This window comes from Mycobacterium helveticum (assembly GCF_007714205.1).
GTDB classification, from domain to species: Bacteria; Actinomycetota; Actinomycetes; order Mycobacteriales; family Mycobacteriaceae; genus Mycobacterium; species Mycobacterium helveticum.
The window spans coordinates 13371-32014 of sequence record NZ_VMQU01000059.1 but is presented as its reverse complement, the minus strand read 5'-3'; the positions used below and the strand labels follow the sequence as shown (position 1 = coordinate 32014).

The window sequence follows — 18644 nt, the reverse complement described above, 5'->3', positions numbered from 1 at the left end:
GCGTCGGGCGGCGGGGGCGGCGGTCCCGCGTCGTCCGGAGGAATGGGCAAAAACATGTGATGGGTGAAACCGGCCTGGTAGGCGCCCGGACCGCCGACACGTACGCCGCCGCGCTCTCCGCTGGAGACCGCGGTCCCGTCCGGCAACGTCACGGCGGTGTGCCCGCCGTTCCAGCCGATCACCACGGCATCGGGGGCAGTCCCATAGTGAAATCCCCGCGCCAACAAAGCGGCTTCCTCGTTACCGGTGTTGAATCGATCCCCGAAGACCGGACGGTCGGTTGCCGCATTTGCGATCCAGGACGCCAACCCGGAGCAGTCGGTACCGGCGGGAGAATCCCCACCCGAAATATAGGGCGTGCCGGAAATCTGATTGACAAGTGATATCAGCGTGGCAAGAAATACCATGGGCAGGCACCCTAGCAATTAAATTTATTGAGAGCCAAATCGTGTGGCGTAGGTCATTCTCCTACGGGACAATGGCATTCGTCTCATTCGGAGCACAGCGCCATAGCGCAGCTTGCCGTTCCCGCCGCACCACGTACGGGACACGGCAGCCCCAGATGGGGCCGGCGGGCACGCGGTCTCGACCGAGTAACCGGCCCAGCGGCGGGCGCGACCCGGTCTCCGCGTACCGAGAGGATCTCCCGTAGATCGAGGCCACCCCGTGCATGGGACAACTTCCCCTACCGGTTCCGACGTCAACGAGCCTAGACCTCTGCCGGCCAGCCCGGGAGGCTCGTCGTTGACGGCCCTCATTGACGACCGTCATTGACGACCGTCAACAACGAGCCTAGTGTGCCTTCATGGCGTCACCACACCCGTCCGCCGTGGCCGAATCGCCGGGCCGGAGCGTCAGGGAAGCCCGACGGCTCGAGACTCGAGCCCGCCTGTTGGACGCCGCGCTGGCCGAGATCACGCGGCGCGGACTGGGCGGCGCCGACATCAGCGCCATCGCCACCGCGGCCGGTGTCGTGCGGGGGACGTTCTACTTCCACTTCCCGACGAAAGAGCACGTCCTCATCGAGATCGAACGCGACGAGGAAACCCGCATCGCCGGCGAACTCGACCGCGCCGAGGGCGATCTGGCGTCGGTGCTTTCGCAACTCGTGCGGCACGTACTCGAGGCCCGACGGCGGCTGGGCGCGGTCGTCTTCAGCGACATGCTGGGACTGCATTTCTCCTCGACGCGTCCGCTCGAAGACGAAGTGGAACAGCACCCGCTCGCACAGTTCCTGGTGCGCTCGATCCGGCAGGCGCAAGACACCGGACAAGTCGCACCGGCCGCCGACGCCGGGGAACTCGCGACGTTCTTCCTCACCGGACTGTTCGCGCTGCTGTCCACCGGGGCACACGACGCCGCACTGTTGAGCCGTTACGTGACAACGATGGTCAAAGGAATGGAGAAGCGATGAACGGCACAGGCATCGAGGGCTACCGGGAATTCCTGGCCCGGCGCGACGGCGACGCCGATCTTCTCAACAGGCGCCTGGCGAATCGAGAGCGGTTCTTCGACGAACTCGAAGCGAACCCCGTCCGGTCGGCCCACCCCGCTGACCGGAAAACCTTCCTGCGCAACCTACGCCGCCGGCGGCCCGAACCCGGCCTGGACAGGGAAACGCTGTTCCTGTTGGCCACCGCCAAACTGAATCAGGCCGAACGGTTCGGCGTCGGACTCGGCGAGACCTACGGGCGCAACAGCGATGAGAATCTGCCGCCCGAGAACGTCTATCTCGAACTGGAAGAGCACTACCACACCAGGCTGCTGGCATACGTCCTGGACGTGTTCGATCTGACGTTCCAGGTGGTCCCGCCGCCTTTCGTGCTGCGACAGTTCGTCAAGACAGCTGTATTCATGCCCGATCGGCTCAACTTCATGTTCGTCGGCGCCGCAGAGATGGCCGGCTGCGTCATGTTCGACGAACTGCGCCGCGTCGGCACCGAACTGTTCGCCGACGAACCCGCGGTCGCCACCCGAATCGGACTGCTCTACGGCGAGATCCTCACCGACGAGATCGGCCATGTCGGCTACTGCGCCTCGCGTTGCACCTCCGCGGAGCGGGCGATGATGCGCCGGATCTACCCACTGTTCGGACGACTCTTCGCCCGCCAGACCGCCGAGATCAGCCTGCTGGTCGATCCGAAGGCCTTGCACGCACGACTCGACCGGCCCTTCAAGGTCGACGAACTCACCGCGGGGCTGGGCAACGAAACGTATCTGGTCAAGCACCCCTAGGGAAGCCAGGTGCTCACGCGCCGAACTTGACGCGGGCGTCGTCGGTCACCGGGGTGAACAGATTGACCAGGTTTCCGTCCGGGTCGCGGAACAGCAGCGCGCGGTTGCCCCACGGCATCGTCGTCGGCTCGGTCACGACCTCACCGACGTTCGGCCGCAGCCGCTCCCACTCGGCGTCCACGTCGTCGACGAGGAACTCGATGATCGCGCTGCGGTTGGCGGCCGGCTGGGCCGACCCGGCCCCGAATATCGGTACGGTCTTGTCGCTTCCGATGGCCAGCGTGCCGACCGGCGTCGGAACCTCAGCGAACAATTCGTTTGCCCAGACCGCGGCGGTTTCGGTGACCATCTCGTAGAACGCGACGAGCCGCTTCACGTCGGCGGTGATGATGCGGGTCGAAACGAATTTCATGCGGCCTCCTGCGGGAGCTCGGCGGCGCCGCCCGCGGCGGCGCCTTCGGCCGACGATGCTAGGCAGACCCACCGACAACGGGCCCCGACCGGCGCGGACTGTTACGCCACGGAAAACTCGCCGCAGGGCGCGTGCGGTGCCAGCTAAAATTTCGGGAGGTCACGTCGTTACTCCCAGTGCCAGCCACCGGACGCCGCGGAATTCGACTCGAGGAGGGTGCCATGGTGGTGCGAGCGATCGCGCTGATCGTCCTTTCCGTCGGGTTCGCCGCGCCGGCCCGTGCGGACGCCACCGACGACGCATTCATCGCCAACCTCGACACGTCCGGCATGAACTACGGCGCACCCGACAAGGCAATCCAGGTCGCCAAAACCGTCGTCTGCGCCACCCTCGACGACCGCCCCGACACCAGCAACGCGGACCTGGTCACCAAGGTCACCGACGCGACCAACTGGCCGCCGCTCAACGCCGCCTACTTCACGGGGGCCGCGATCCAGGCCTATTGTCCCCAGTACGGCTCGCTCGCCGTCCCCGCCCTTCCCAAGAGGGGCCCCAAAGCTCCCAGCACGGCCCCGTCGGCGCCCCCGGAACCGAAAGTCGAATCGGCGTGAGCGCTCAGCAGTCCCCGACGACTGTCGGCCCCGCGTACGAATATCCCTCACGCTGGACGCGTCCGCTCTACACGGTGAACCGGAACTCGACCACGTCGCCTCATCGGTATACGTCGCGGCGATGCGCGATGTGGATCACCCGGACGACGACTCTGTCGTCGAAAACTCGGTAGAGCAACCGAAATTCGCCTCGCCGCGCCGAGAACCGGCCCTCCAGCCGACCGCGGAGCGGCTTACCCACCTGCTGGGGATTCTCGGCCAGCGGGCCTCTGATGAACTCCCAGCAGGCGACGGCGACTGCTTCGGGCAACAACTCGGTCAGCGCCCTTTTGGCAGTCTTTGTCAATTCGATGCGGTAGCTCACCGCGGCAGCCGACCAGCGGCGCGCATCTCCGCTGTTACCTCCTCGAGCGAGAAGATCTCACCGTTTTCAGCCTCGGCTTCGGCCTCCCGGACATCGCGCATGAGTTCCTGATCGCTGAGGATCGCCAAGGTCTCCATGATCGAGTCGAAGTCGTCCGCACTGAGGATCACCGCGGCCCGGCGTCCCTGTCGAGTCACCTCGATCCGCTGGTGCGTGCGCACCGCTTCCTCGACGAGCTTGGACAAGTTTGCCCGTACCTCGGCGAGCGGCAGCGTTGTCATGTACAGAATTCTAGCTTGGTCGCGCGATTCGTCGCGGTCTGTCGGCGGCTACACGGTGAACCGTAACTCGACCACGTCGCGTCGCCGAACAACGTCAAGCGTCGAACAACGCGACGCCCACATCGGCCGACGCGGCCTTCAACCGCTTGTCTCTCGTCCAGAGCTGCGCCCCTCCGACCATGGTGACCGCCGCCATGAGATGAACGTCGACTGCACTCAGGCCACGCCCCCAGAGCACGCGTCGATCAGTGAGGTGGAGGATTTCGTGGTGGTGGACATTCGGGAACTGGCGCAGATTCGCGAGCAGGTCGAGCACAACATCCCGCTGCGAGATCGACCCGAGCGCGATTTCCTCGATGACCAACGGGTGACAGCCGACTCCATCGGCCTCCAGCAACTCGACCAGTCTCGACTCCGCCGCGTGGAGATGATCGATCCACACTGCGGTGTCGACGAGGATCATTCAGTCACACCACGCCGCCGGGGACCGGCCGTCGCCTCGCGATCCGTTCCGCCGAGCGCGGCAAGACGGCGAGCGCTTTCCACTCGGATCAGCGTCTGCAAACCTTGGCGCAGCAGGGCGACGTTTTCATGCACGCCGGTCAACTCGGCAGCCTTGGCCAGTAAATCATCGTCGATTGTGACGGTTGTCCTCATATCACACCCCTATACGCATCATTGATGCATATCATGATGCCATGATTTCCGGTGCCACCACCAAGACGTTGAGCCGCACCCCGCGCTCTACACGTTGAACCGGAACTCGACCACGTCGCCGTCGGCCATCACGTAGTCCTTGCCCTCCATCCGCACCTTGCCGGCCGCCTTGGCCGCCGCCATCGAGCCGGCGGCCATCAGGTCGTCATAGGACACGATCTCGGCTTTGATGAAGCCCTTCTCGAAGTCGGTGTGGATCACCCCGGCGGCCCTGGGCGCGGTATCGCCCTGGTGGACGACCCACGCCCGCGCCTCCTTGGGGCCCGCCGTCAGGAAGGTCTGCAGCTTGAGCGTGTGGAAACCGGTGCGGGCCAGCGCGTCCAGGCCGCGCTCGCTCTGCCCGATCGACTCCAGCAGCTCGGCGGCCGATTCGTCGTCGAGCTCGTTGAGCTCGGCTTCGATCGCCGCGTCCAGGAACACCGCGTCGGCGGGCGCGACGAGCGCGCGCAACTCGGCGACGCGCGCGGCGTCGGTCAGCACCGACTCGTCGGCGTTGAAGACGTAGAGGAACGGCTTGGTGGTCAGCAGGTTGAGCTCGCGCAGCAGCGTGGCGTCGACCCCCGCGCCGAACAGTGTCCTGCCGCTGTCGAGCACCTGCTGGGCGCTCACCGCCGCCTCGTAGATCGGCCTGCGCTCCTTGTTGTTGCGGGCCTCCTTCTCCAGCCTCGGCACGGCGCGTTCGAGGGTCTGCAGGTCGGCCAGGATCAACTCGGTCTCGACCACCTCGATGTCGGACTTGGGATCGACCTCCCCGGCGACATGGGTGACGTCGTCGTCGGCGAACACCCGCACCACCTGGCAGATGGCGTCGCACTCGCGGATGTGGGCCAGGAACTTGTTGCCCAACCCGGCCCCCTCGGACGCCCCCTTGACCAGTCCGGCGATGTCGACGAAGGTGACCGGCGCCGCCACGATGCGCTCGGAACCGAACATCTCCGCCAGCTTGTCCAGCCGCGGATCGGGCAGCGCAACGACGCCCTCGTTCGGTTCGATGGTCGCGAACGGATAGTTGGCGGCCACCACGTTGTTGCGGGTCAGCGCGTTGAACAGCGTCGACTTGCCGACGTTGGGCAGACCCACGATTCCCAGGCTCAGGCTCACAGGAACCCAAGTCTAGGCTCCGCGATGGCGCCGGCCCGCCGCGGATTCACCGGCGTCGGAAAGGAGGATCAAAGATGGCACGCCCGGGCTGCGCCCCGCTATATACGCGCCTTTCGGGTCATTGCCGGTACGGTCTACATGTGTCAGCACAGCCGGCCAGGGCGGCGGTGGAGACCTCCCGCCGCTCGATCCACCCCAACATCCCAGGTGTGCCCTGGTGGACGGCGCTTCTCATCGCCGTCACCGCGACCGCCATCGGCTACGGAATCGACGCCGGCCACAAGGAGCTGACCCATGTCTTCGCCGGCTTCTACATCGTCGGGTGCGTGGCCGCGGTGCTGGCCGTGCGGCAGGACGGCCTGTTCACCGCCGTCATCCAGCCGCCGCTGATCCTGTTCTGCGCGGTGCCGGGCGCCTACTGGCTGTTCCACGGGGGCAAGATCGGGCACCTCAAAGACCTGCTGATCAACTGCGGCTACCCCCTCATCGAGCGGTTCCCGCTGATGCTGGGCACCGCCGGCGGCGTCCTGCTGATCGGGCTGGTCCGGTGGTACTTCGGGATGTCACACCGGCTGACATCCGGGGCCGACAAGGCAGACAAGGCCGACGCCGCGGCACCGGCCGCGCACTCGTTCCTCAACGACCTCGCCGCCTGGGTGCACTCGCTGTTACGCCCCGAGGCCGACGGGGACGACGCCGACGAGTCGCGCCCCTCCGGCGCGCGCCGGGGCCGCGCAGGCGGCGCCACCTCGACCACCCGCCGCCGGCCAGCGCGCGGCACCCGAACGACGACGCCCACCGCCCGCAGCCGCTCCCGGCACGCCCGGCAGCCGCTCGACGACGAGCAGCGAGCGACGGCCGGGCGTCCGCGGCACCCAAGCCGCCGCGGCGCGGCGCCCAAGCGCGATTACGACGCCGCGGAGCCACCCCGCCGCTCACGGCGCCGCCCGAGGCCGGCGTCCGACCCGGACCCGCGCGACCACCAACCCTCCCGGGAGTCCCAACGCGAGCCGCGCCCACGCCGCAGCCCCTACGAGCGGCCGGCGCCGCGCGGCAGCCGCTTCGACGGTTACGACAGGTATGACCCGTCCGGGGCGCCCGAGCGTCACGGCCGCTACGACACCCACGAGCGATACGACCGCCACGAGCCGGCCTACGAACCGAGGCGGCGCCGCCCCACCAACGCGGCCGGCTCCACCCACCACCCGATATCGCAGGTCCGCTACCGCGCGGCCGCACCGGTGGACGACTCGCGGGCCGAACCGCGCGGCGAGTACCGTCCTCGATCCCGGTCCAACGGCCGGTCCCCGGCCGAATCCTGGGAGTACGACGGCTAAGAGCGCTACCGGACCGACCGGATTTCCCTGGGCAGGGCGAACACCAGGGTCTCCTGCGCCGTCGTCACCGGCTGCACCACGTCGAACCCGTGGTCGGCGAGCCGCTCCAGCACTCCGCGCACCAGCACCTCCGGGACCGACGCGCCCGAGGTGACACCCACCGTCGTTACGCCCTCCAGCCACGCCGGATCGATGTCGTCGGCCCAGTCGACCAGGTGAGCGGCCCGCGCGCCGCCACCCAGCGCCACTTCGACCAGCCGCACCGAGTTCGACGAATTGGCCGACCCGACGACGATGACCAGCTCGCACTCGGGCGCCATCGCCTTGACCGCCACCTGCCGGTTCTGGGTGGCGTAGCAGATGTCGTCGCTGGGCGGATCCTGCAGGTTCGGGAAACGCTGCCGCAGCCGCTCGACGATCTCCATCGTTTCGTCGACCGACAGGGTGGTCTGGGACAGCCAGACCACCCTGTTCTCGTCGCGCACGGTGACGGTGTCGGCCGCGGAGACCCCGTCGACCAGCTGCACGTGCTCGGGCGCCTCCCCGGCGGTACCGATGACCTCCTCGTGGCCCTCGTGGCCGATCAGCAGGATGTCGTAGTCGTCGCGGGCGAACCGCTTGGCCTCGTTGTGCACCTTGGTCACCAGCGGGCAGGTGGCGTCGATGGTCTGCAGGTTGCGTTCGGCGGCCGCGGCGTACACCGTCGGCGCGACGCCGTGCGCGGAGAACACCACGATGGCGCCCTCGGGAACCTGGTCGGTTTCCTCCACGAACACCGCCCCGGCCTGCTGCAGGGTGTCGACCACGTGCCGGTTGTGCACGATCTCGTGCCGCACGTAGACGGGGGCGCCGTGCCGTTCCAGCGCCCGTTCGACGGTCTCGACGGCCCGATCGACACCCGCGCAGTAGCCGCGCGGCTCCGCCAGGAGCACCCGCTTGCGGGCCGGGCCGGGCGCAACCGATCTCCCGGTTGTGGACGCACCGGGAATCCCCATGTCGACAGTCGGTGGCATGACGTTCAGGGTACGTTTCGGCGGCCCTAAGGGCACGCCGCGGCGCCGCGCCGCGGTGCCGGGCTTGGCGTTGGCCGCCGGTTGAGGCAGTCTTGGACCCATGTCTCCTGCACCGTATGGGGTTCGGCTGCTGGTCGGCGCGGCGACGGTCTGCGTCGAGGAAACGATCAGGTTGCCGAAGACCATCCTGTTGTACCCGATGACGCTGGCCAGCCAGGCCGCCCAGGTCGTGATGCGATTGCAGCAGAACCTGGCCGAGCTGGTGATCAAGGGCGACAGCACCCTGGAGTCGATTTTTCCTCCGAAGGAGGAAAAGCCGGAGTGGGCGACATTCGACGAGGACATCCCCGATGCGGCTGCGACCGCGATGGGCGTCACACCCGCAGCGCCCGGCGCGGGTAACGGCGTCGCGGATCGCCTGACCGAGGGGCGGTTCGCGCTGTACTCGGTGACCGAGGCCGTCGAGTCGGGGGTCGCCGACACGCCGCGCAGGGCCGGCGGGCGGTCCAAGCGCTCCGCGGGCGGCGCGCCGGCTCCGGAGCCCGCGGTGGCCGCCGACATCGGGTACGCGACGCTGACGCTGGCGCAGCTGCGTGCCCGGCTGCCGGCGCTGAGCGTCGAGGAACTCGCATCCCTGCTGGCCTACGAGCAGGCCACCAGGGCCCGGGCCCCGTTCCAGACGCTGCTCGCCAACAGGATCACCCGCGCGAACGCCAAGTGACACCAGCGGCGAATCCGCGGGCGAACTCGGCCGAGAACCCCTATCCGGTTCGCGCGGTGGCCGTGCGGGTCGCGGGCTGGATCGACAGGCTGGGCACGGTCTGGGTGGAGGGACAACTGGCCCAGATCAACATGCGCAACGACTCCCGAACCGTCTTCATGGTGCTGCGCGACCCGGCCGCCGACATGTCGCTGACCGTGACCTGTCCGCGTGACCTGGTGCTGAATGCCCCGGTGAAACTGGCCGAAGGCACCCAGGTGGTGGTCTGCGGCAAACCGTCCTTCTACACCGTGCGGGGCACATTCTCCTTGCGGCTCAGCGAGATTCGCGCCGTCGGCATCGGTGAGCTGCTGGCCCGCATCGACCGGCTGCGCCGGCTGCTGGACGCCGAAGGGCTTTTCGATCCCCGGCTCAAGCGGCCACTGCCCTTCCTGCCCAACATGGTCGGGTTGATCACCGGCCGGGCCGGCGCAGCCGAACACGACGTGACCACGGTGGCGCGGGCGCGCTGGCCCGGGGTCCGCTTCGCCGTGCGCAACACCGCCGTGCAGGGGCCGAATGCCGTCCCGCAGATCGTCGCGGCGCTAAGCGACCTCGACCGCGACCCCGAGGTCGACGTGATCGTGGTGGCCCGCGGCGGCGGCAGCGTCGAGGACCTGCTGCCGTTCTCCGACGAGACGCTGTGCCGCGCCATCGCGGCGTGCCGCACGCCGGTCATCAGCGCCGTCGGCCACGAACCCGACAACCCGCTGTGCGACCTGGTCGCCGACGTGCGCGCCGCCACCCCCACCGACGCGGCCAAGAGGGTGGTGCCCGACACCGCCGCCGAGCAGCGACTGGTCGACGAGCTGCGCCGGCGCAGCGCCCAGGCGCTGCGCAGCTGGGTGTCCCGGGAGCAGCGCCTGCTGACCCAGTTGCGCAGCCGCCCGGTGCTGGCCGAGCCGCTGCGGGCGCTGACGGCGCGCGCCGACGAGGTCCACCGCGCGCGCTCGGCGGTGCGCCGCGATATCAGCCGCCTGGTCGCCGCCGAGATGGAGCGCACCGGGCACCTGAGCGCGCGGCTGGCGACACTGGGTCCGGCGGCCACCCTGGCCCGCGGCTACGCGGTGGTGCAGACGCTGCCGGACGCCGGACCCGCGGCGGTGCTTCGGTCGGTCGACGACGCCCCGGCGGGCACCAGGCTGCGGTTACGGGTCGCCGACGGCGCCGTGGCGGCCGTGAGCGAGGGGCAGACAGATGGCGCCTGACGACGACGGCGGAGGGGATCGGCCTATGACGCCCATCAGTCAGCTCGGCTACGAGGCCTGCCGGGACGAGTTGATCGAGGTCGTGCGGCTCCTGGAGCAGGGCGGACTGGACCTCGATGCATCGCTGGAGTTGTGGGAGAGGGGCGAGCAACTGGCAAAACGCTGCGAGGAACACTTAGCCGGTGCCCGCCGGCGCGTCGAGGACGCGCTCGCGGCCGGCGAGGCCGACGACACCTGAGACCGCACCTTACAGCCGATTCAACGACCTCTACACCGAAACCAAAGTTGTCGCCGAACGATTCGTATTGTCGCAAAACGGAATCGACGGCATGCTGACGTGCACGATCCGGCCCACCGGCAGCTGGGGCCGCGGGAACCTGACGAGGTTAACAGCGACAACTTCCCGCGGCCGGTCCTCGTGCCCCGCGACGCGCGGCTGACTCCCGCACTCATGTTGCTCTCGGTAGTTCGCGGGGATCGCCATGTTCGGGCCCTGGGGCATCGTCATCGGCCCGGTCCTGATGATCCTCAGCACGACCACCCTCGAGTTCTACCTCGCGGCGTACAACGACGCCGAACCCGGCCCGCCGCCGACGCCTACGCCGACTCCTACGTCAGCCGCTGAGTGAGGAATTCGACGACCCTTTTGCGCGCCTCGTAGGCGGGATGGCCGTCGACTTCGCGCACCTCGTCGGTGAGCACCGAGTGCGCCATCTTGCCGAAACCGTGCGCATTGCCCGGGCCCGAGTCGATCTCGATCACCTCGAACGCGTCGCCGAGGCGCTGCTTGAGCGCGGTGAAACGCTCGCGCGGGGACATCTTGTCCTCGCTGAACCGTAATCCCATGGCGCACAGGCCGTCGTTGGCGCAGCGGTCGGCCACGGTGGCCAGTTCGGCCGCGCTCAGCCCGGGATCGCGTCGCTGCGCAGCGGTAATCGGGAACGGGACGGACGGCTGGCTGAGCACCGGCGCCAGCACGCTGTCATCGACCGCCGCGGCCAGCGCGAAGCCACCGGTGAAGCACTGCCCGATCACGCCGACGCCCCTGCCCGGCGTCGACGCGTTGAGGTCACGGGCCAACGCCCGCAGAAACATCGCCACCGGACGCTGCTTGTCGGTCGCGAACGCGGCGAATTCCCTTGCCACACAGCCCCGGCCGATGGAGCTGACGATGTAGCCCGCGGTCTTGCGCTTGCCGGGCTCGCCGAACAGCGAGGGGATGGCGACGGTGAAGCCCCGATCCACCAGATGATTGCCGAGCCCCAGCACGCCGGGATGAATCCCCGGCATCTCCGGGATCAGCACGACTCCGGGGCCCGCGCCCCTGCGGTATACATCATGGGTGTAGCTGCCACCGGTGAACGGGGCCACCGACCACCCGGACAGGTCTGCTTGGGGTGCGGTCATCTGATTCCCTTGCGTCAGTTCCCGTGTTTGGGCGGGCCCGGTAGCGGCGGCTGGGTTTCGGTCGCCGACGCCAGCGTACGGAACTGATCGGTGCCGCCGGCCCCGGTGATCGCGATCTGGGTGGCACCGGCCGGGCCGGCCAGCCTGGTCGTCCAGACCGGCTCGGCATCCGCGCCGCTCTGCCCGGTTCCCCGATAGACGACCCAGTTGGTGCCGGCGACGTCGACCGTACCGGTCGGGTAGGCCTCGGCATGGATGGAGCCGACCAGCCTGGCCTCGTCGGCGTTGCTCTGGGTCAGCCTCATGTACATCCCGGAGGGGCTGATGTAGCCCACGGTCGAGGTGAACGCGTCGCCCCGCGCACCGGTGGCGGGATCGGTCCGCCCGTTCGGGATGTCACCGCGCCCCCCGGAGTTGGGCTGCCAGCCCGCCGGCAGCCGCGGCAGCCGAATGGGGAAGCCCAGCGTCTGCGCGTCCGCGCGCAGGGCCGCCGCCGCGTCGTAGGACGGGATCGCCCCGGTGTTGGTCCCGGTGGGCTGGAACGAACACATCCCGACCACGCCCGCCAGCAGGATGCAGCCCAGCACCAGCGGCATCAACGACCAGAACATGTCGCGACCGTCCTGCAGCAGGCGCGGCTTGGCCGGCTTGGGGGCGGGGCCGGCGGGGGGAGCCGGCTCGCCGGCCAACGCGGCGTCCGCCTGCGGTTTCTCGGTCACCCCTGCAGTATTCCAGTCGTTCGGCGCCAGCCACAGCCCAACTCCAGCGGACCGGCGTGCTTCTGGAACAATCAGAAGCTATGACAGTTGAGGGCGACCGACCTTCGGAACCCGGCTCGTCGCCGGTCGCCGGGGGCCGCGGGTCGGCGCACCCGCGCTCGCGCGGGGAGGCTCCGGACCGCAACCTGGCGCTCGAGCTGGTGCGCGTCACCGAGGCCGGCGCCATGGCCGCGGGCCGCTGGGTGGGCCGCGGCGACAAGGAGGGTGGCGACGGCGCGGCCGTCGACGCCATGCGCGAGCTCGTCAACACGGTGTCGATGCGCGGCGTGGTCGTCATCGGCGAGGGCGAGAAGGACCACGCGCCGATGCTCTACAACGGCGAGGACGTCGGCAACGGCGACGGCCCGGAGTGCGACTTCGCCGTCGACCCGATCGACGGCACCACGCTGATGAGCAAGGGCATGCCCAACGCGATCTCGGTGCTGGCCGTCGCCGAACGCGGGGCGATGTTCGACCCGTCGGCGGTCTACTACATGAACAAGATCGCCGTCGGGCCCGAGGCGGTGGACGTGCTCGACATCACCGCACCGATCGCCGAGAACATCCGGGCGGTCGCCACGGTGAAGCACCTGTCGGTGCGGGACATGACGGTGTGCATCCTGGACCGGCCCCGCCACGCGCAGCTGATCGAAGACGTCCGGGCCACCGGGGCCCGCATCCGGCTGATCACCGACGGCGACGTCGCCGGCGCGATCTCGGCGTGCCGGTACCAGTCGGGCACCGACATGCTGGCCGGCATCGGCGGCACCCCGGAGGGCATCATCGCCGCCGCGGCGATCCGCTGCATGGGCGGCGCGATCCAGGCGCAGCTGGCACCGGTGGACGACGCGGAACGCCGGAAGGCACTCGACGCCGGCTACGACCTCGATCAGGTGCTGACCACCGAGGACCTGGTGTCCGGCGAGAACGTCTTCTTCTGCGCCACCGGCGTCACCGACGGCGACCTGCTCAAGGGGGTGCGGTACTACCCCGGCGGCTGCACCACCCAGTCGATCGTGATGCGCTCGAAGTCGGGCACCGTGCGCATGATCGAGGCCTACCACAGGCTCTCGAAGCTCAACGAATACTCCGCGATCGACTTCACCGGCGACAGTTCCGCCGCCTACCCCCTGCCGTGAAACCACCACCAGCGAGGACGTTCATCAATGGTCGCTGAAGGCTCCGAAAACGCCGACTACCGCATCGAGCACGACACCATGGGCGAGGTCCGGGTACCCGCAAAAGCATTGTGGCGCGCCCAGACTCAACGCGCGGTGGAGAACTTCCCGATCTCGGGCCGCGGCCTGGAGCGCGCCCAGATCCGGGCGCTGGGCCTACTCAAGGGCGCCTGCGCCCAGGTGAACAAGGACCTCGGGCTGCTGGCCCCGGAGAAGGCCGACGCGATCATGGCCGCCGCGGCCGAGATCGCCGACGGCCGCCACGACGACCAGTTCCCCATCGACGTCTTCCAGACCGGTTCGGGCACCAGCTCCAACATGAACACCAACGAGGTGATCGCCTCCCTCGCGGCCAGGTGCGGGGTCACGGTGCACCCCAACGACGACGTCAACATGTCGCAGTCGTCCAACGACACCTTCCCCACCGCCACCCACATCGCGGCCACCGAAGCCGCGGTGAGCCACCTCATCCCCGCGCTGGAGGTGCTGCAGAACGCGTTGGCCGGCAAGGCCGACGAGTGGCAGACGGTGGTCAAGTCGGGCCGGACGCACCTGATGGACGCGGTTCCGGTGACGCTGGGCCAGGAGTTCAGCGGGTACGCCCGCCAGGTCGAGGCCGGCATCGAGCGGGTGCGCGCCACCCTGCCCCGGCTCGGGGAGCTGGCCATCGGCGGCACCGCGGTCGGCACCGGGCTCAACGCCCCCGACGGCTTCGGCACCAAGGTCGTTGCGGTTCTGGTGGAGCGCACGGGCATTTCGCAGTTGCGCACCGCGACGAACTCTTTCGAGGCCCAAGCCGCGCGGGACGGATTGGTCGAGGCGTCCGGCGCGCTGCGCACCATCGCGGTGTCGCTGACCAAGATCGCCAACGACATCCGCTGGATGGGGTCGGGTCCGTTGACCGGGCTGGCCGAGATCCAGCTGCCGGACCTGCAGCCCGGCAGTTCGATCATGCCCGGCAAGGTCAATCCGGTGCTGCCGGAGGCGGTCACTCAGGTCGCCGCGCAGGTGATTGGCAACGATGCCGCGATCGCCTGGGGCGGGGCCAACGGCGCCTTCGAGCTCAACGTCTACATCCCGATGATGGCCCGCAACATCCTGGAGTCGTTCACGCTGCTGACCAACGTCTCGCGGCTGTTCGCCCAGCGCTGCATCGTGGGGCTGAAGGCCAACGTCGACCATCTGCGCGAGCTGGCCGAGTCCTCCCCGTCGATCGTGACGCCGCTGAACTCGGCGATCGGCTACGAGGAGGCCGCGGCGGTGGCCAAACAGGCGCTCAAGGAACGCAAGACGATTCGCCAGACCGTGATCGACCGCGGCCTGATCGGCGACAAGCTCTCGATCGAGGAGCTGGACCGCCGCCTCGACGTGTTGGCGATGGCCCGGGTCGAGGCCGAGGCCGCCCCGGACGGGCCCTAACCCGCCGGCGCCAGGACGTGGGTCGCCTGCGAGCGCCCGCGCAACACGGTGGAATAGCATTGGGCCCACCGCGCCCGCTCGGCCTCGCCGGCGCGGTCGACGGCCGCCGCCGAGCACAGGATTCGCCGCTCGGAGGTCTTGGCGAGGTCGGCCAGCCGCGCCGCCTCGTTGACGGCGTCCCCGATCACCGTGTACTCATAGCGGTTTTCGGCGCCGATGTTGCCGGCGAAGACGCGGCCCGCCGAGACACCGATGCCGAAGTCGATCGGTAGCCGGCGCAGCTGGGTGCCCAGCGTGCGCGCCGTCGCCAGCGCGGCCGACGCCGGTTCGCCGCTGCGCAGCGGCGCCCCGAAGACGGCCAGAGCGGCGTCGCCCGCGAATTTGTTGACCAGCCCCTGATGTGCGTCGACGGCGTCGACGACGATCCGGAAGAAGTCGTTCAGCACGTCCGCAACCTCTTGCGGGGCGCGGCTTTCGGCGAGCTGCGTCGAGCCCACCAGGTCGATGAACAAGACCGCCGCCTCCACGACGTCGCCGGACAGCGATGCGCCTTCCCGGATGGCGCGCTGCGCGACGTCCGTCCCGACGTGGCGCCCGAACAGGTCACGCAACCGGTCCCGCTCCGCGAGCCCCGCGACCATCCTGTTGAATCCGGCTTGCAGACGCCCGATTTGGGAGCGCTCGTACACGCCCACGTAGGTGCCGATGCGGCCATGCTCCACCTCGGCCATCGCGTCGACCACGTCGCCGAGCGGGTCCGAGATGGATCGCGACGTCAGGATCATCGTGGGCAGCCCGAGCAGCAGCGCCGCCAGCGACACCACCAGGATCGGCACGTCCAGCGAAGCCGACCTTGCGAAGAGCCAACCGTAGGACCGCAGCACGACGAATGCCGCGATGACGCCGATGGGCAGCGCGCTGCACAGAAACCACAACATGATCAGTCGCGCGAACACACCGGGCACGGCCACCCGGGGCTCGCCGTTGCGGGTGGCGGCCCCCATGATCGGCCGCACGATGCGCTGGGTGAGCAGCAGACCCGTCCCCGCGGTGGCCGGGCCGCCGAACAGGACGCCGAGCCCGATGGGCAGCAGCAGCGCCGCGCCCGCGGACCGGTTCAGCAGCAGCGATGTCCCGCCCGTGACCGCCCAGGCCCCGAACAGGATGATCGCCTGGTGGCGCGCGAGTTTCATCGCGGTGTCCCGCTGACCCGGGTCGGGCTCGGACCCGGCGGCGAACCACCGCAGCGTGGGGGCGAGGTTCAGCACTCCCGCCACGGCGACGCCGACGGCGCCCACCACGCCCAGCACCACCACCGCCACCGCGTCGTGCCTGGCGAAGGGCACCGAGGTGTGGCGCCCCAGCGGGATCAGGATGGCCGACGCGTCGAGCAGCCCGATGACGTATGCCACGGCGAGGTCGGTCCCGTATTGAATCGACAGGCGGCGGGCGGACTTGCGCTGCCCCGCAACGGATGCCGCCGAGCTAGGCACCGTTGTTCGGCCCGCCCGAGTTCTGGCCCGGAATGTCGGTGATCGGGAAGTTGGGCATCGGCCGCGGCGACGGCGTGTCGGGCAGTGTCGGGATCTCGCCGGCCGGGATGTCGTGCAGGACGTTGGCGGGCGCCCCGTTTTCCCGGCTGCCGTAAGTGCTCCCGGGTGCCCGCGGCCCGAGCAGCTCGCTCACCGTCACCATGCGGTAGCCGTTGGCCTTGAGCACCGGGATGAACTGGTACACCACATCCACGGTGCTCGAGTAGGTGTCATGGAACAGCACCACCGAGCCGGGCTTGACGTAGGTCATCAGCATGGACCGCGTCGCCCCCGTGTTCGAGTCGTTCGCCCAATCGAAAGGGATGACATCCCAGAGGATTTCGGCCAGCCCGTACCGGGCGGCGGTCTGGCGCATCGCCTCGTCGGACAGCCCGCCGGCGGGGCGGTACAGCGTGGGTGCGCGGCCGGTCGCGGCGGCGATCGCGTCGTTGGCCCGCGAGAACTGGCCGGCGACGTCCTGCGGGGGGATCGTCGTCATGTTGGGGTGTTCCCAGGTGTGGTTGCCGATCTCCATGCCCGCGTCGGCGATGCGCCTGGCCCCGGCCGGGTCGGCCGCCACCTTGTTGCCGATCAGGAAGAAGGTGGCCTTGGCGTCGTTGTCCTGCAGGATCTTCAGCAGCCGGCCGTCGAACGGGCTCGGCCCGTCGTCGAACGTCAGCGCCACACATTTGACGACCGCGCAACTGAGGTCGTCCGCGCGTGTCACGTGGCCGGTGAGGCCGCCGACGACCAGCACCGCGACGGCCGCCGCGGCGCCGAAGACGGTCCGCCAATAGCGCCAGGCCTGGCTGTCGGGTCGTTTCGGCACGCTCGCAGCCTACCGGCCCGCGCGCTCAGTGCGGTCCGGCGATCTCCTCGAGCATCTCGGTGACCAGCGCGGCGATCGGCGAACGTTCGCTGCGCAGCAGCGTGATGTGGGCGAACAGCGGGTGGCCTTTGAGCTTCTCGATCACCGCCGCGACGCCGTCGTGGCGGCCGACCCGCAGGTTGTCCCGCTGCGCGATGTCGTGGGTCAGCACCACCCGCGAACCCGTGCCCAGCCGGGACAACACCGTCAGCAGGACGTTGCGCTCCAGCGACTGCGCCTCGTCGACGATGACGAACGAGTCGTGCAGCGAGCGGCCGCGAATGTGGGTGAGCGGGAGCACCTCGAGCATGCCGCGGGAGAGCACCTCGTCGAGGACGGCCGGGCTGGCCAGGCCCTCGAGGGTGTCGAACACCGCCTGCGCCCACGGACCCATCTTGTCGCTCTCGCTGCCCGGCAGATAGCCCAGCTCCTGGCCGCCGACCGCGTACAGCGGACGGAACACCACCACCTTGCGATGGGTCCGCCGTTCCAGCACCGCCTCCAGGCCCGCGCACAACGCCAGCGCCGACTTCCCGGTGCCGGCCTTGCCGCCCAGGGAGACGATGCCCACCGACTCGTCGAGCAGCAGGTCGAGCGCGACCCGCTGCTCGGCGGAACGGCCGCGCAGCCCGAACACCTCGCGATCCCCGCGGACCAGCTGGACGCGCTTGGTGGCGGTGACCCGGCCGAGCGCATGCGAGCTGCCACCGAGAAGCCGAATCCCGGTGTGGCACGGCAAGTCCCGCGCCTCGGTCAGGTCGATCTCGCCGTCGGCGAACAGCGCGTCGATGTCCTCGGCGGCGGTGTCGATCTCGTGCATCCCCGACCATCCGGAGGCCACGACATCCTGGGCGTGGTACTCGTCGGCGGGCAGGCCCACCGCGGCTGCCTTGACCCGGAGCGGAATGTCCTTGCTGACCAGAGTAACTCGCCGGCCTTCGGCCGCGAGGTTGGCGGCGCAGCTCAGGATCCGGGAGTCGTTGCTGTCGGTCCGGAAGCCGGCCGGCAGCACCGTGGGGTCGGTGTGATTGAGCTCGACATGCAGCGTACCGCCTTGTGTCCCAACGGGAATGGGCTGATCCAGCCGTCCGTGCTCGAGGCGGAGGTCGTCGAACAGGCGCAGCGCCTGGCGGGCGAACCACCCCAGCTCATGATGGTGGCGTTTGGCCTCCAATTCGCTGATCACCACCAGCGGAACCACCACCTCGTGCTCGGCGAACCGGCTGCACGCCCAAGGGTCGGACAGCAGCACGGAGGTGTCGAGAACGTAGGTCCGGATATCGGTCACGTGGGGCTCCTCGAGCGGGTTGAGCCCGCGCGGACCCACACAGGCATGGCGGTGGGAATCGCGGCACCAGGACCGGGGCCGGTCCTGCCGTTGCGTTGACGGGAGGTGCCGCCCTGGCAGCTGAGCTTGTCGCTGGCCATCACCGACGACGCTAC

Annotated in this window: 22 protein-coding genes and 2 pseudogenes; 11 read left to right on the top strand and 13 right to left on the bottom strand. The window is 69.2% G+C overall.

Annotation, left to right across the window (positions count from 1 at the left end; genetic code table 11):
* Positions 1 to 407: NlpC/P60 family protein (locus FPZ47_RS15000; RefSeq protein ID WP_145039481.1), on the bottom strand; the 407-nt coding region annotated here is incomplete at its 3' end.
* Positions 408 to 805: 398 nt separating this feature from the next.
* Here FPZ47_RS15000 and FPZ47_RS14995 point away from each other — a divergent pair.
* Both FPZ47_RS14995 and FPZ47_RS14990 read left to right on the top strand, forming a co-directional pair.
* Positions 806 to 1414, top strand: coding sequence for a TetR family transcriptional regulator (locus tag FPZ47_RS14995; protein ID WP_144952306.1), 609 nt, complete (start codon positions 806 to 808; stop codon positions 1412 to 1414).
* Entirely contained in the window at positions 1411 to 2235 is an 825-nt protein-coding gene (locus FPZ47_RS14990; protein ID WP_144952308.1) for a hypothetical protein, read from the top strand. The genes FPZ47_RS14995 and FPZ47_RS14990 overlap by 4 nt, the downstream gene beginning before the upstream one ends.
* A 13-nt stretch (positions 2236 to 2248) precedes the next feature.
* On the opposite strand, the gene FPZ47_RS14985 is transcribed toward FPZ47_RS14990, so the two are convergent.
* On the bottom strand, positions 2249 to 2647 hold the full coding sequence (locus FPZ47_RS14985) for a VOC family protein (RefSeq protein ID WP_144952310.1): 399 nt from the start codon (positions 2645 to 2647) through the stop codon (positions 2249 to 2251).
* Between the two features lie 221 nt (positions 2648 to 2868).
* Between FPZ47_RS14985 and FPZ47_RS14980 the strand changes: the two genes are divergently transcribed.
* Entirely contained in the window at positions 2869 to 3258 is a 390-nt protein-coding gene (locus tag FPZ47_RS14980; protein ID WP_144952312.1) for a DUF732 domain-containing protein, read from the top strand.
* A gap of 100 nt (positions 3259 to 3358) precedes the next feature.
* Here FPZ47_RS14980 and FPZ47_RS14975 read toward each other — a convergent pair whose 3' ends face one another.
* The 5 genes from FPZ47_RS14975 to ychF form a co-directional block, all read right to left on the bottom strand.
* Positions 3359 to 3604, bottom strand: coding sequence for a type II toxin-antitoxin system RelE family toxin (locus tag FPZ47_RS14975; protein ID WP_425461797.1), 246 nt, complete (start codon positions 3602 to 3604; stop codon positions 3359 to 3361).
* A 14-nt stretch (positions 3605 to 3618) separates the two neighbouring features.
* The gene (locus tag FPZ47_RS14970) at positions 3619 to 3903 is read right to left on the bottom strand and encodes a type II toxin-antitoxin system Phd/YefM family antitoxin (protein WP_144952316.1); all 285 of its coding nucleotides are present in this window, start codon (positions 3901 to 3903) and stop codon (positions 3619 to 3621) included.
* Between the two features lie 94 nt (positions 3904 to 3997).
* A complete protein-coding gene (locus FPZ47_RS14965) occupies positions 3998 to 4366 on the bottom strand; it encodes a type II toxin-antitoxin system VapC family toxin (RefSeq protein WP_144952318.1) in 369 nt (122 codons plus the stop codon).
* On the bottom strand, positions 4363 to 4560 hold the full coding sequence (locus FPZ47_RS14960; RefSeq protein WP_144952320.1) for a type II toxin-antitoxin system VapB family antitoxin: 198 nt from the start codon (positions 4558 to 4560) through the stop codon (positions 4363 to 4365). The genes FPZ47_RS14965 and FPZ47_RS14960 overlap by 4 nt, the downstream gene beginning before the upstream one ends.
* Before the next feature lie 87 nt (positions 4561 to 4647).
* A complete protein-coding gene (ychF, locus tag FPZ47_RS14955) occupies positions 4648 to 5721 on the bottom strand; it encodes a redox-regulated ATPase YchF (protein WP_144952322.1) in 1074 nt (357 codons plus the stop codon).
* Positions 5722 to 5861: 140 nt separating this feature from the next.
* On the opposite strand from ychF, the gene FPZ47_RS14950 reads away from it, so the two are divergent.
* The gene (locus tag FPZ47_RS14950) at positions 5862 to 7058 is read left to right on the top strand and encodes a DUF6542 domain-containing protein (RefSeq protein WP_210419916.1); all 1197 of its coding nucleotides are present in this window, start codon (positions 5862 to 5864) and stop codon (positions 7056 to 7058) included.
* Positions 7059 to 7063: 5 nt separating this feature from the next.
* On the opposite strand, the gene FPZ47_RS14945 is transcribed toward FPZ47_RS14950, so the two are convergent.
* Entirely contained in the window at positions 7064 to 8071 is a 1008-nt protein-coding gene (locus tag FPZ47_RS14945; RefSeq protein ID WP_144952324.1) for a 4-hydroxy-3-methylbut-2-enyl diphosphate reductase, read from the bottom strand.
* Positions 8072 to 8171: 100 nt separating this feature from the next.
* Here FPZ47_RS14945 and FPZ47_RS14940 point away from each other — a divergent pair, with 100 nt between their 5' ends.
* The 5 genes and pseudogenes from FPZ47_RS14940 to FPZ47_RS14920 all read left to right on the top strand — a co-directional run.
* On the top strand, positions 8172 to 8792 hold the full coding sequence (locus tag FPZ47_RS14940; protein WP_144952326.1) for a lipid droplet-associated protein: 621 nt from the start codon (positions 8172 to 8174) through the stop codon (positions 8790 to 8792).
* Positions 8789 to 10039: an exodeoxyribonuclease VII large subunit gene (gene xseA, locus FPZ47_RS14935; protein ID WP_144952328.1), complete on the top strand. Its 1251-nt coding sequence runs from the start codon at positions 8789 to 8791 to the stop codon at positions 10037 to 10039. The genes FPZ47_RS14940 and xseA overlap by 4 nt, the downstream gene beginning before the upstream one ends.
* Positions 10029 to 10277: an exodeoxyribonuclease VII small subunit gene (locus tag FPZ47_RS14930; RefSeq protein WP_144952330.1), complete on the top strand. Its 249-nt coding sequence runs from the start codon at positions 10029 to 10031 to the stop codon at positions 10275 to 10277. Before xseA ends, FPZ47_RS14930 begins: the two co-directional genes overlap by 11 nt.
* A pseudogene (locus FPZ47_RS14925) lies at positions 10276 to 10422 on the top strand (steroid delta-isomerase); the annotation flags it as partial. The gene FPZ47_RS14930 and the pseudogene FPZ47_RS14925, both read left to right, overlap by 2 nt.
* A 5-nt stretch (positions 10423 to 10427) precedes the next feature.
* Positions 10428 to 10668 (top strand): annotated as a pseudogene (locus FPZ47_RS14920) (AI-2E family transporter); the annotation flags it as partial.
* Here the strand turns inward: FPZ47_RS14920 and FPZ47_RS14915 are convergent.
* Both FPZ47_RS14915 and FPZ47_RS14910 read right to left on the bottom strand, forming a co-directional pair.
* Complete coding sequence (locus FPZ47_RS14915; protein ID WP_144952332.1) at positions 10649 to 11446, bottom strand: dienelactone hydrolase family protein; 798 nt, start codon at positions 11444 to 11446, stop codon at positions 10649 to 10651. The pseudogene FPZ47_RS14920 and the gene FPZ47_RS14915 sit on opposite strands and share 20 nt — an antisense overlap.
* A gap of 14 nt (positions 11447 to 11460) precedes the next feature.
* Entirely contained in the window at positions 11461 to 12165 is a 705-nt protein-coding gene (locus FPZ47_RS14910) for a DUF4245 domain-containing protein (protein ID WP_144952334.1), read from the bottom strand.
* A gap of 80 nt (positions 12166 to 12245) precedes the next feature.
* On the opposite strand from FPZ47_RS14910, the gene glpX reads away from it, so the two are divergent.
* Together glpX and FPZ47_RS14900 are read left to right on the top strand one after the other, a co-directional pair.
* Positions 12246 to 13343 carry a class II fructose-bisphosphatase gene (gene glpX / locus FPZ47_RS14905; protein ID WP_144952336.1) on the top strand — a complete coding sequence of 366 codons (1098 nt, stop codon included), beginning with the start codon at positions 12246 to 12248 and terminating at the stop codon, positions 13341 to 13343.
* 27 nt (positions 13344 to 13370) lie between these two features.
* Complete coding sequence (locus tag FPZ47_RS14900) at positions 13371 to 14801, top strand: class II fumarate hydratase (RefSeq protein ID WP_144952338.1); 1431 nt, start codon at positions 13371 to 13373, stop codon at positions 14799 to 14801.
* On the opposite strand, the gene FPZ47_RS14895 is transcribed toward FPZ47_RS14900, so the two are convergent.
* The 3 genes from FPZ47_RS14895 to phoH2 are packed head-to-tail and all read right to left on the bottom strand — an operon-like array spanning position 14798 to position 18489.
* Positions 14798 to 16243: an adenylate/guanylate cyclase domain-containing protein gene (locus FPZ47_RS14895; protein WP_246133431.1), complete on the bottom strand. Its 1446-nt coding sequence runs from the start codon at positions 16241 to 16243 to the stop codon at positions 14798 to 14800. The two genes, FPZ47_RS14900 and FPZ47_RS14895, sit on opposite strands and share 4 nt — an antisense overlap.
* Positions 16244 to 16286: 43 nt before the next feature.
* Positions 16287 to 17162: a polysaccharide deacetylase family protein gene (locus FPZ47_RS14890; protein WP_144952342.1), complete on the bottom strand. Its 876-nt coding sequence runs from the start codon at positions 17160 to 17162 to the stop codon at positions 16287 to 16289.
* A 25-nt stretch (positions 17163 to 17187) separates the two neighbouring features.
* Positions 17188 to 18489, bottom strand: a complete 1302-nt coding sequence (gene phoH2, locus FPZ47_RS14885; protein ID WP_144952345.1) for an RNA 5'-3' helicase PhoH2 — start codon at positions 18487 to 18489, stop codon at positions 17188 to 17190.
* Positions 18490 to 18644: the final 155 nt, after the last annotated feature.

Bases quoted from the DNA above. Each gene is read 5' to 3' on its own strand.
- FPZ47_RS14995 (WP_144952306.1), top strand. From the start codon at position 806: ATGGCGTCACCACACCCGTCCGCCGTGGCCGAATCGCCGGGCCGGAGC.
- FPZ47_RS14990 (WP_144952308.1), top strand. From the start codon at position 1,411: ATGAACGGCACAGGCATCGAGGGCTACCGGGAATTCCTGGCCCGGCGC.
- FPZ47_RS14985 (WP_144952310.1), bottom strand. From the start codon at position 2,647: ATGAAATTCGTTTCGACCCGCATCATCACCGCCGACGTGAAGCGGCTC.
- FPZ47_RS14980 (WP_144952312.1), top strand. From the start codon at position 2,869: ATGGTGGTGCGAGCGATCGCGCTGATCGTCCTTTCCGTCGGGTTCGCC.
- FPZ47_RS14970 (WP_144952316.1), bottom strand. From the start codon at position 3,903: ATGACAACGCTGCCGCTCGCCGAGGTACGGGCAAACTTGTCCAAGCTC.
- FPZ47_RS14965 (WP_144952318.1), bottom strand. From the start codon at position 4,366: ATGATCCTCGTCGACACCGCAGTGTGGATCGATCATCTCCACGCGGCG.
- FPZ47_RS14960 (WP_144952320.1), bottom strand. From the start codon at position 4,560: ATGAGGACAACCGTCACAATCGACGATGATTTACTGGCCAAGGCTGCC.
- FPZ47_RS14945 (WP_144952324.1), bottom strand. From the start codon at position 8,071: ATGCCACCGACTGTCGACATGGGGATTCCCGGTGCGTCCACAACCGGG.
- FPZ47_RS14940 (WP_144952326.1), top strand. From the start codon at position 8,172: ATGTCTCCTGCACCGTATGGGGTTCGGCTGCTGGTCGGCGCGGCGACG.
- FPZ47_RS14930 (WP_144952330.1), top strand. From the start codon at position 10,029: ATGGCGCCTGACGACGACGGCGGAGGGGATCGGCCTATGACGCCCATC.
- FPZ47_RS14915 (WP_144952332.1), bottom strand. From the start codon at position 11,446: ATGACCGCACCCCAAGCAGACCTGTCCGGGTGGTCGGTGGCCCCGTTC.
- glpX (WP_144952336.1), top strand. From the start codon at position 12,246: ATGACAGTTGAGGGCGACCGACCTTCGGAACCCGGCTCGTCGCCGGTC.
- FPZ47_RS14900 (WP_144952338.1), top strand. From the start codon at position 13,371: ATGGTCGCTGAAGGCTCCGAAAACGCCGACTACCGCATCGAGCACGAC.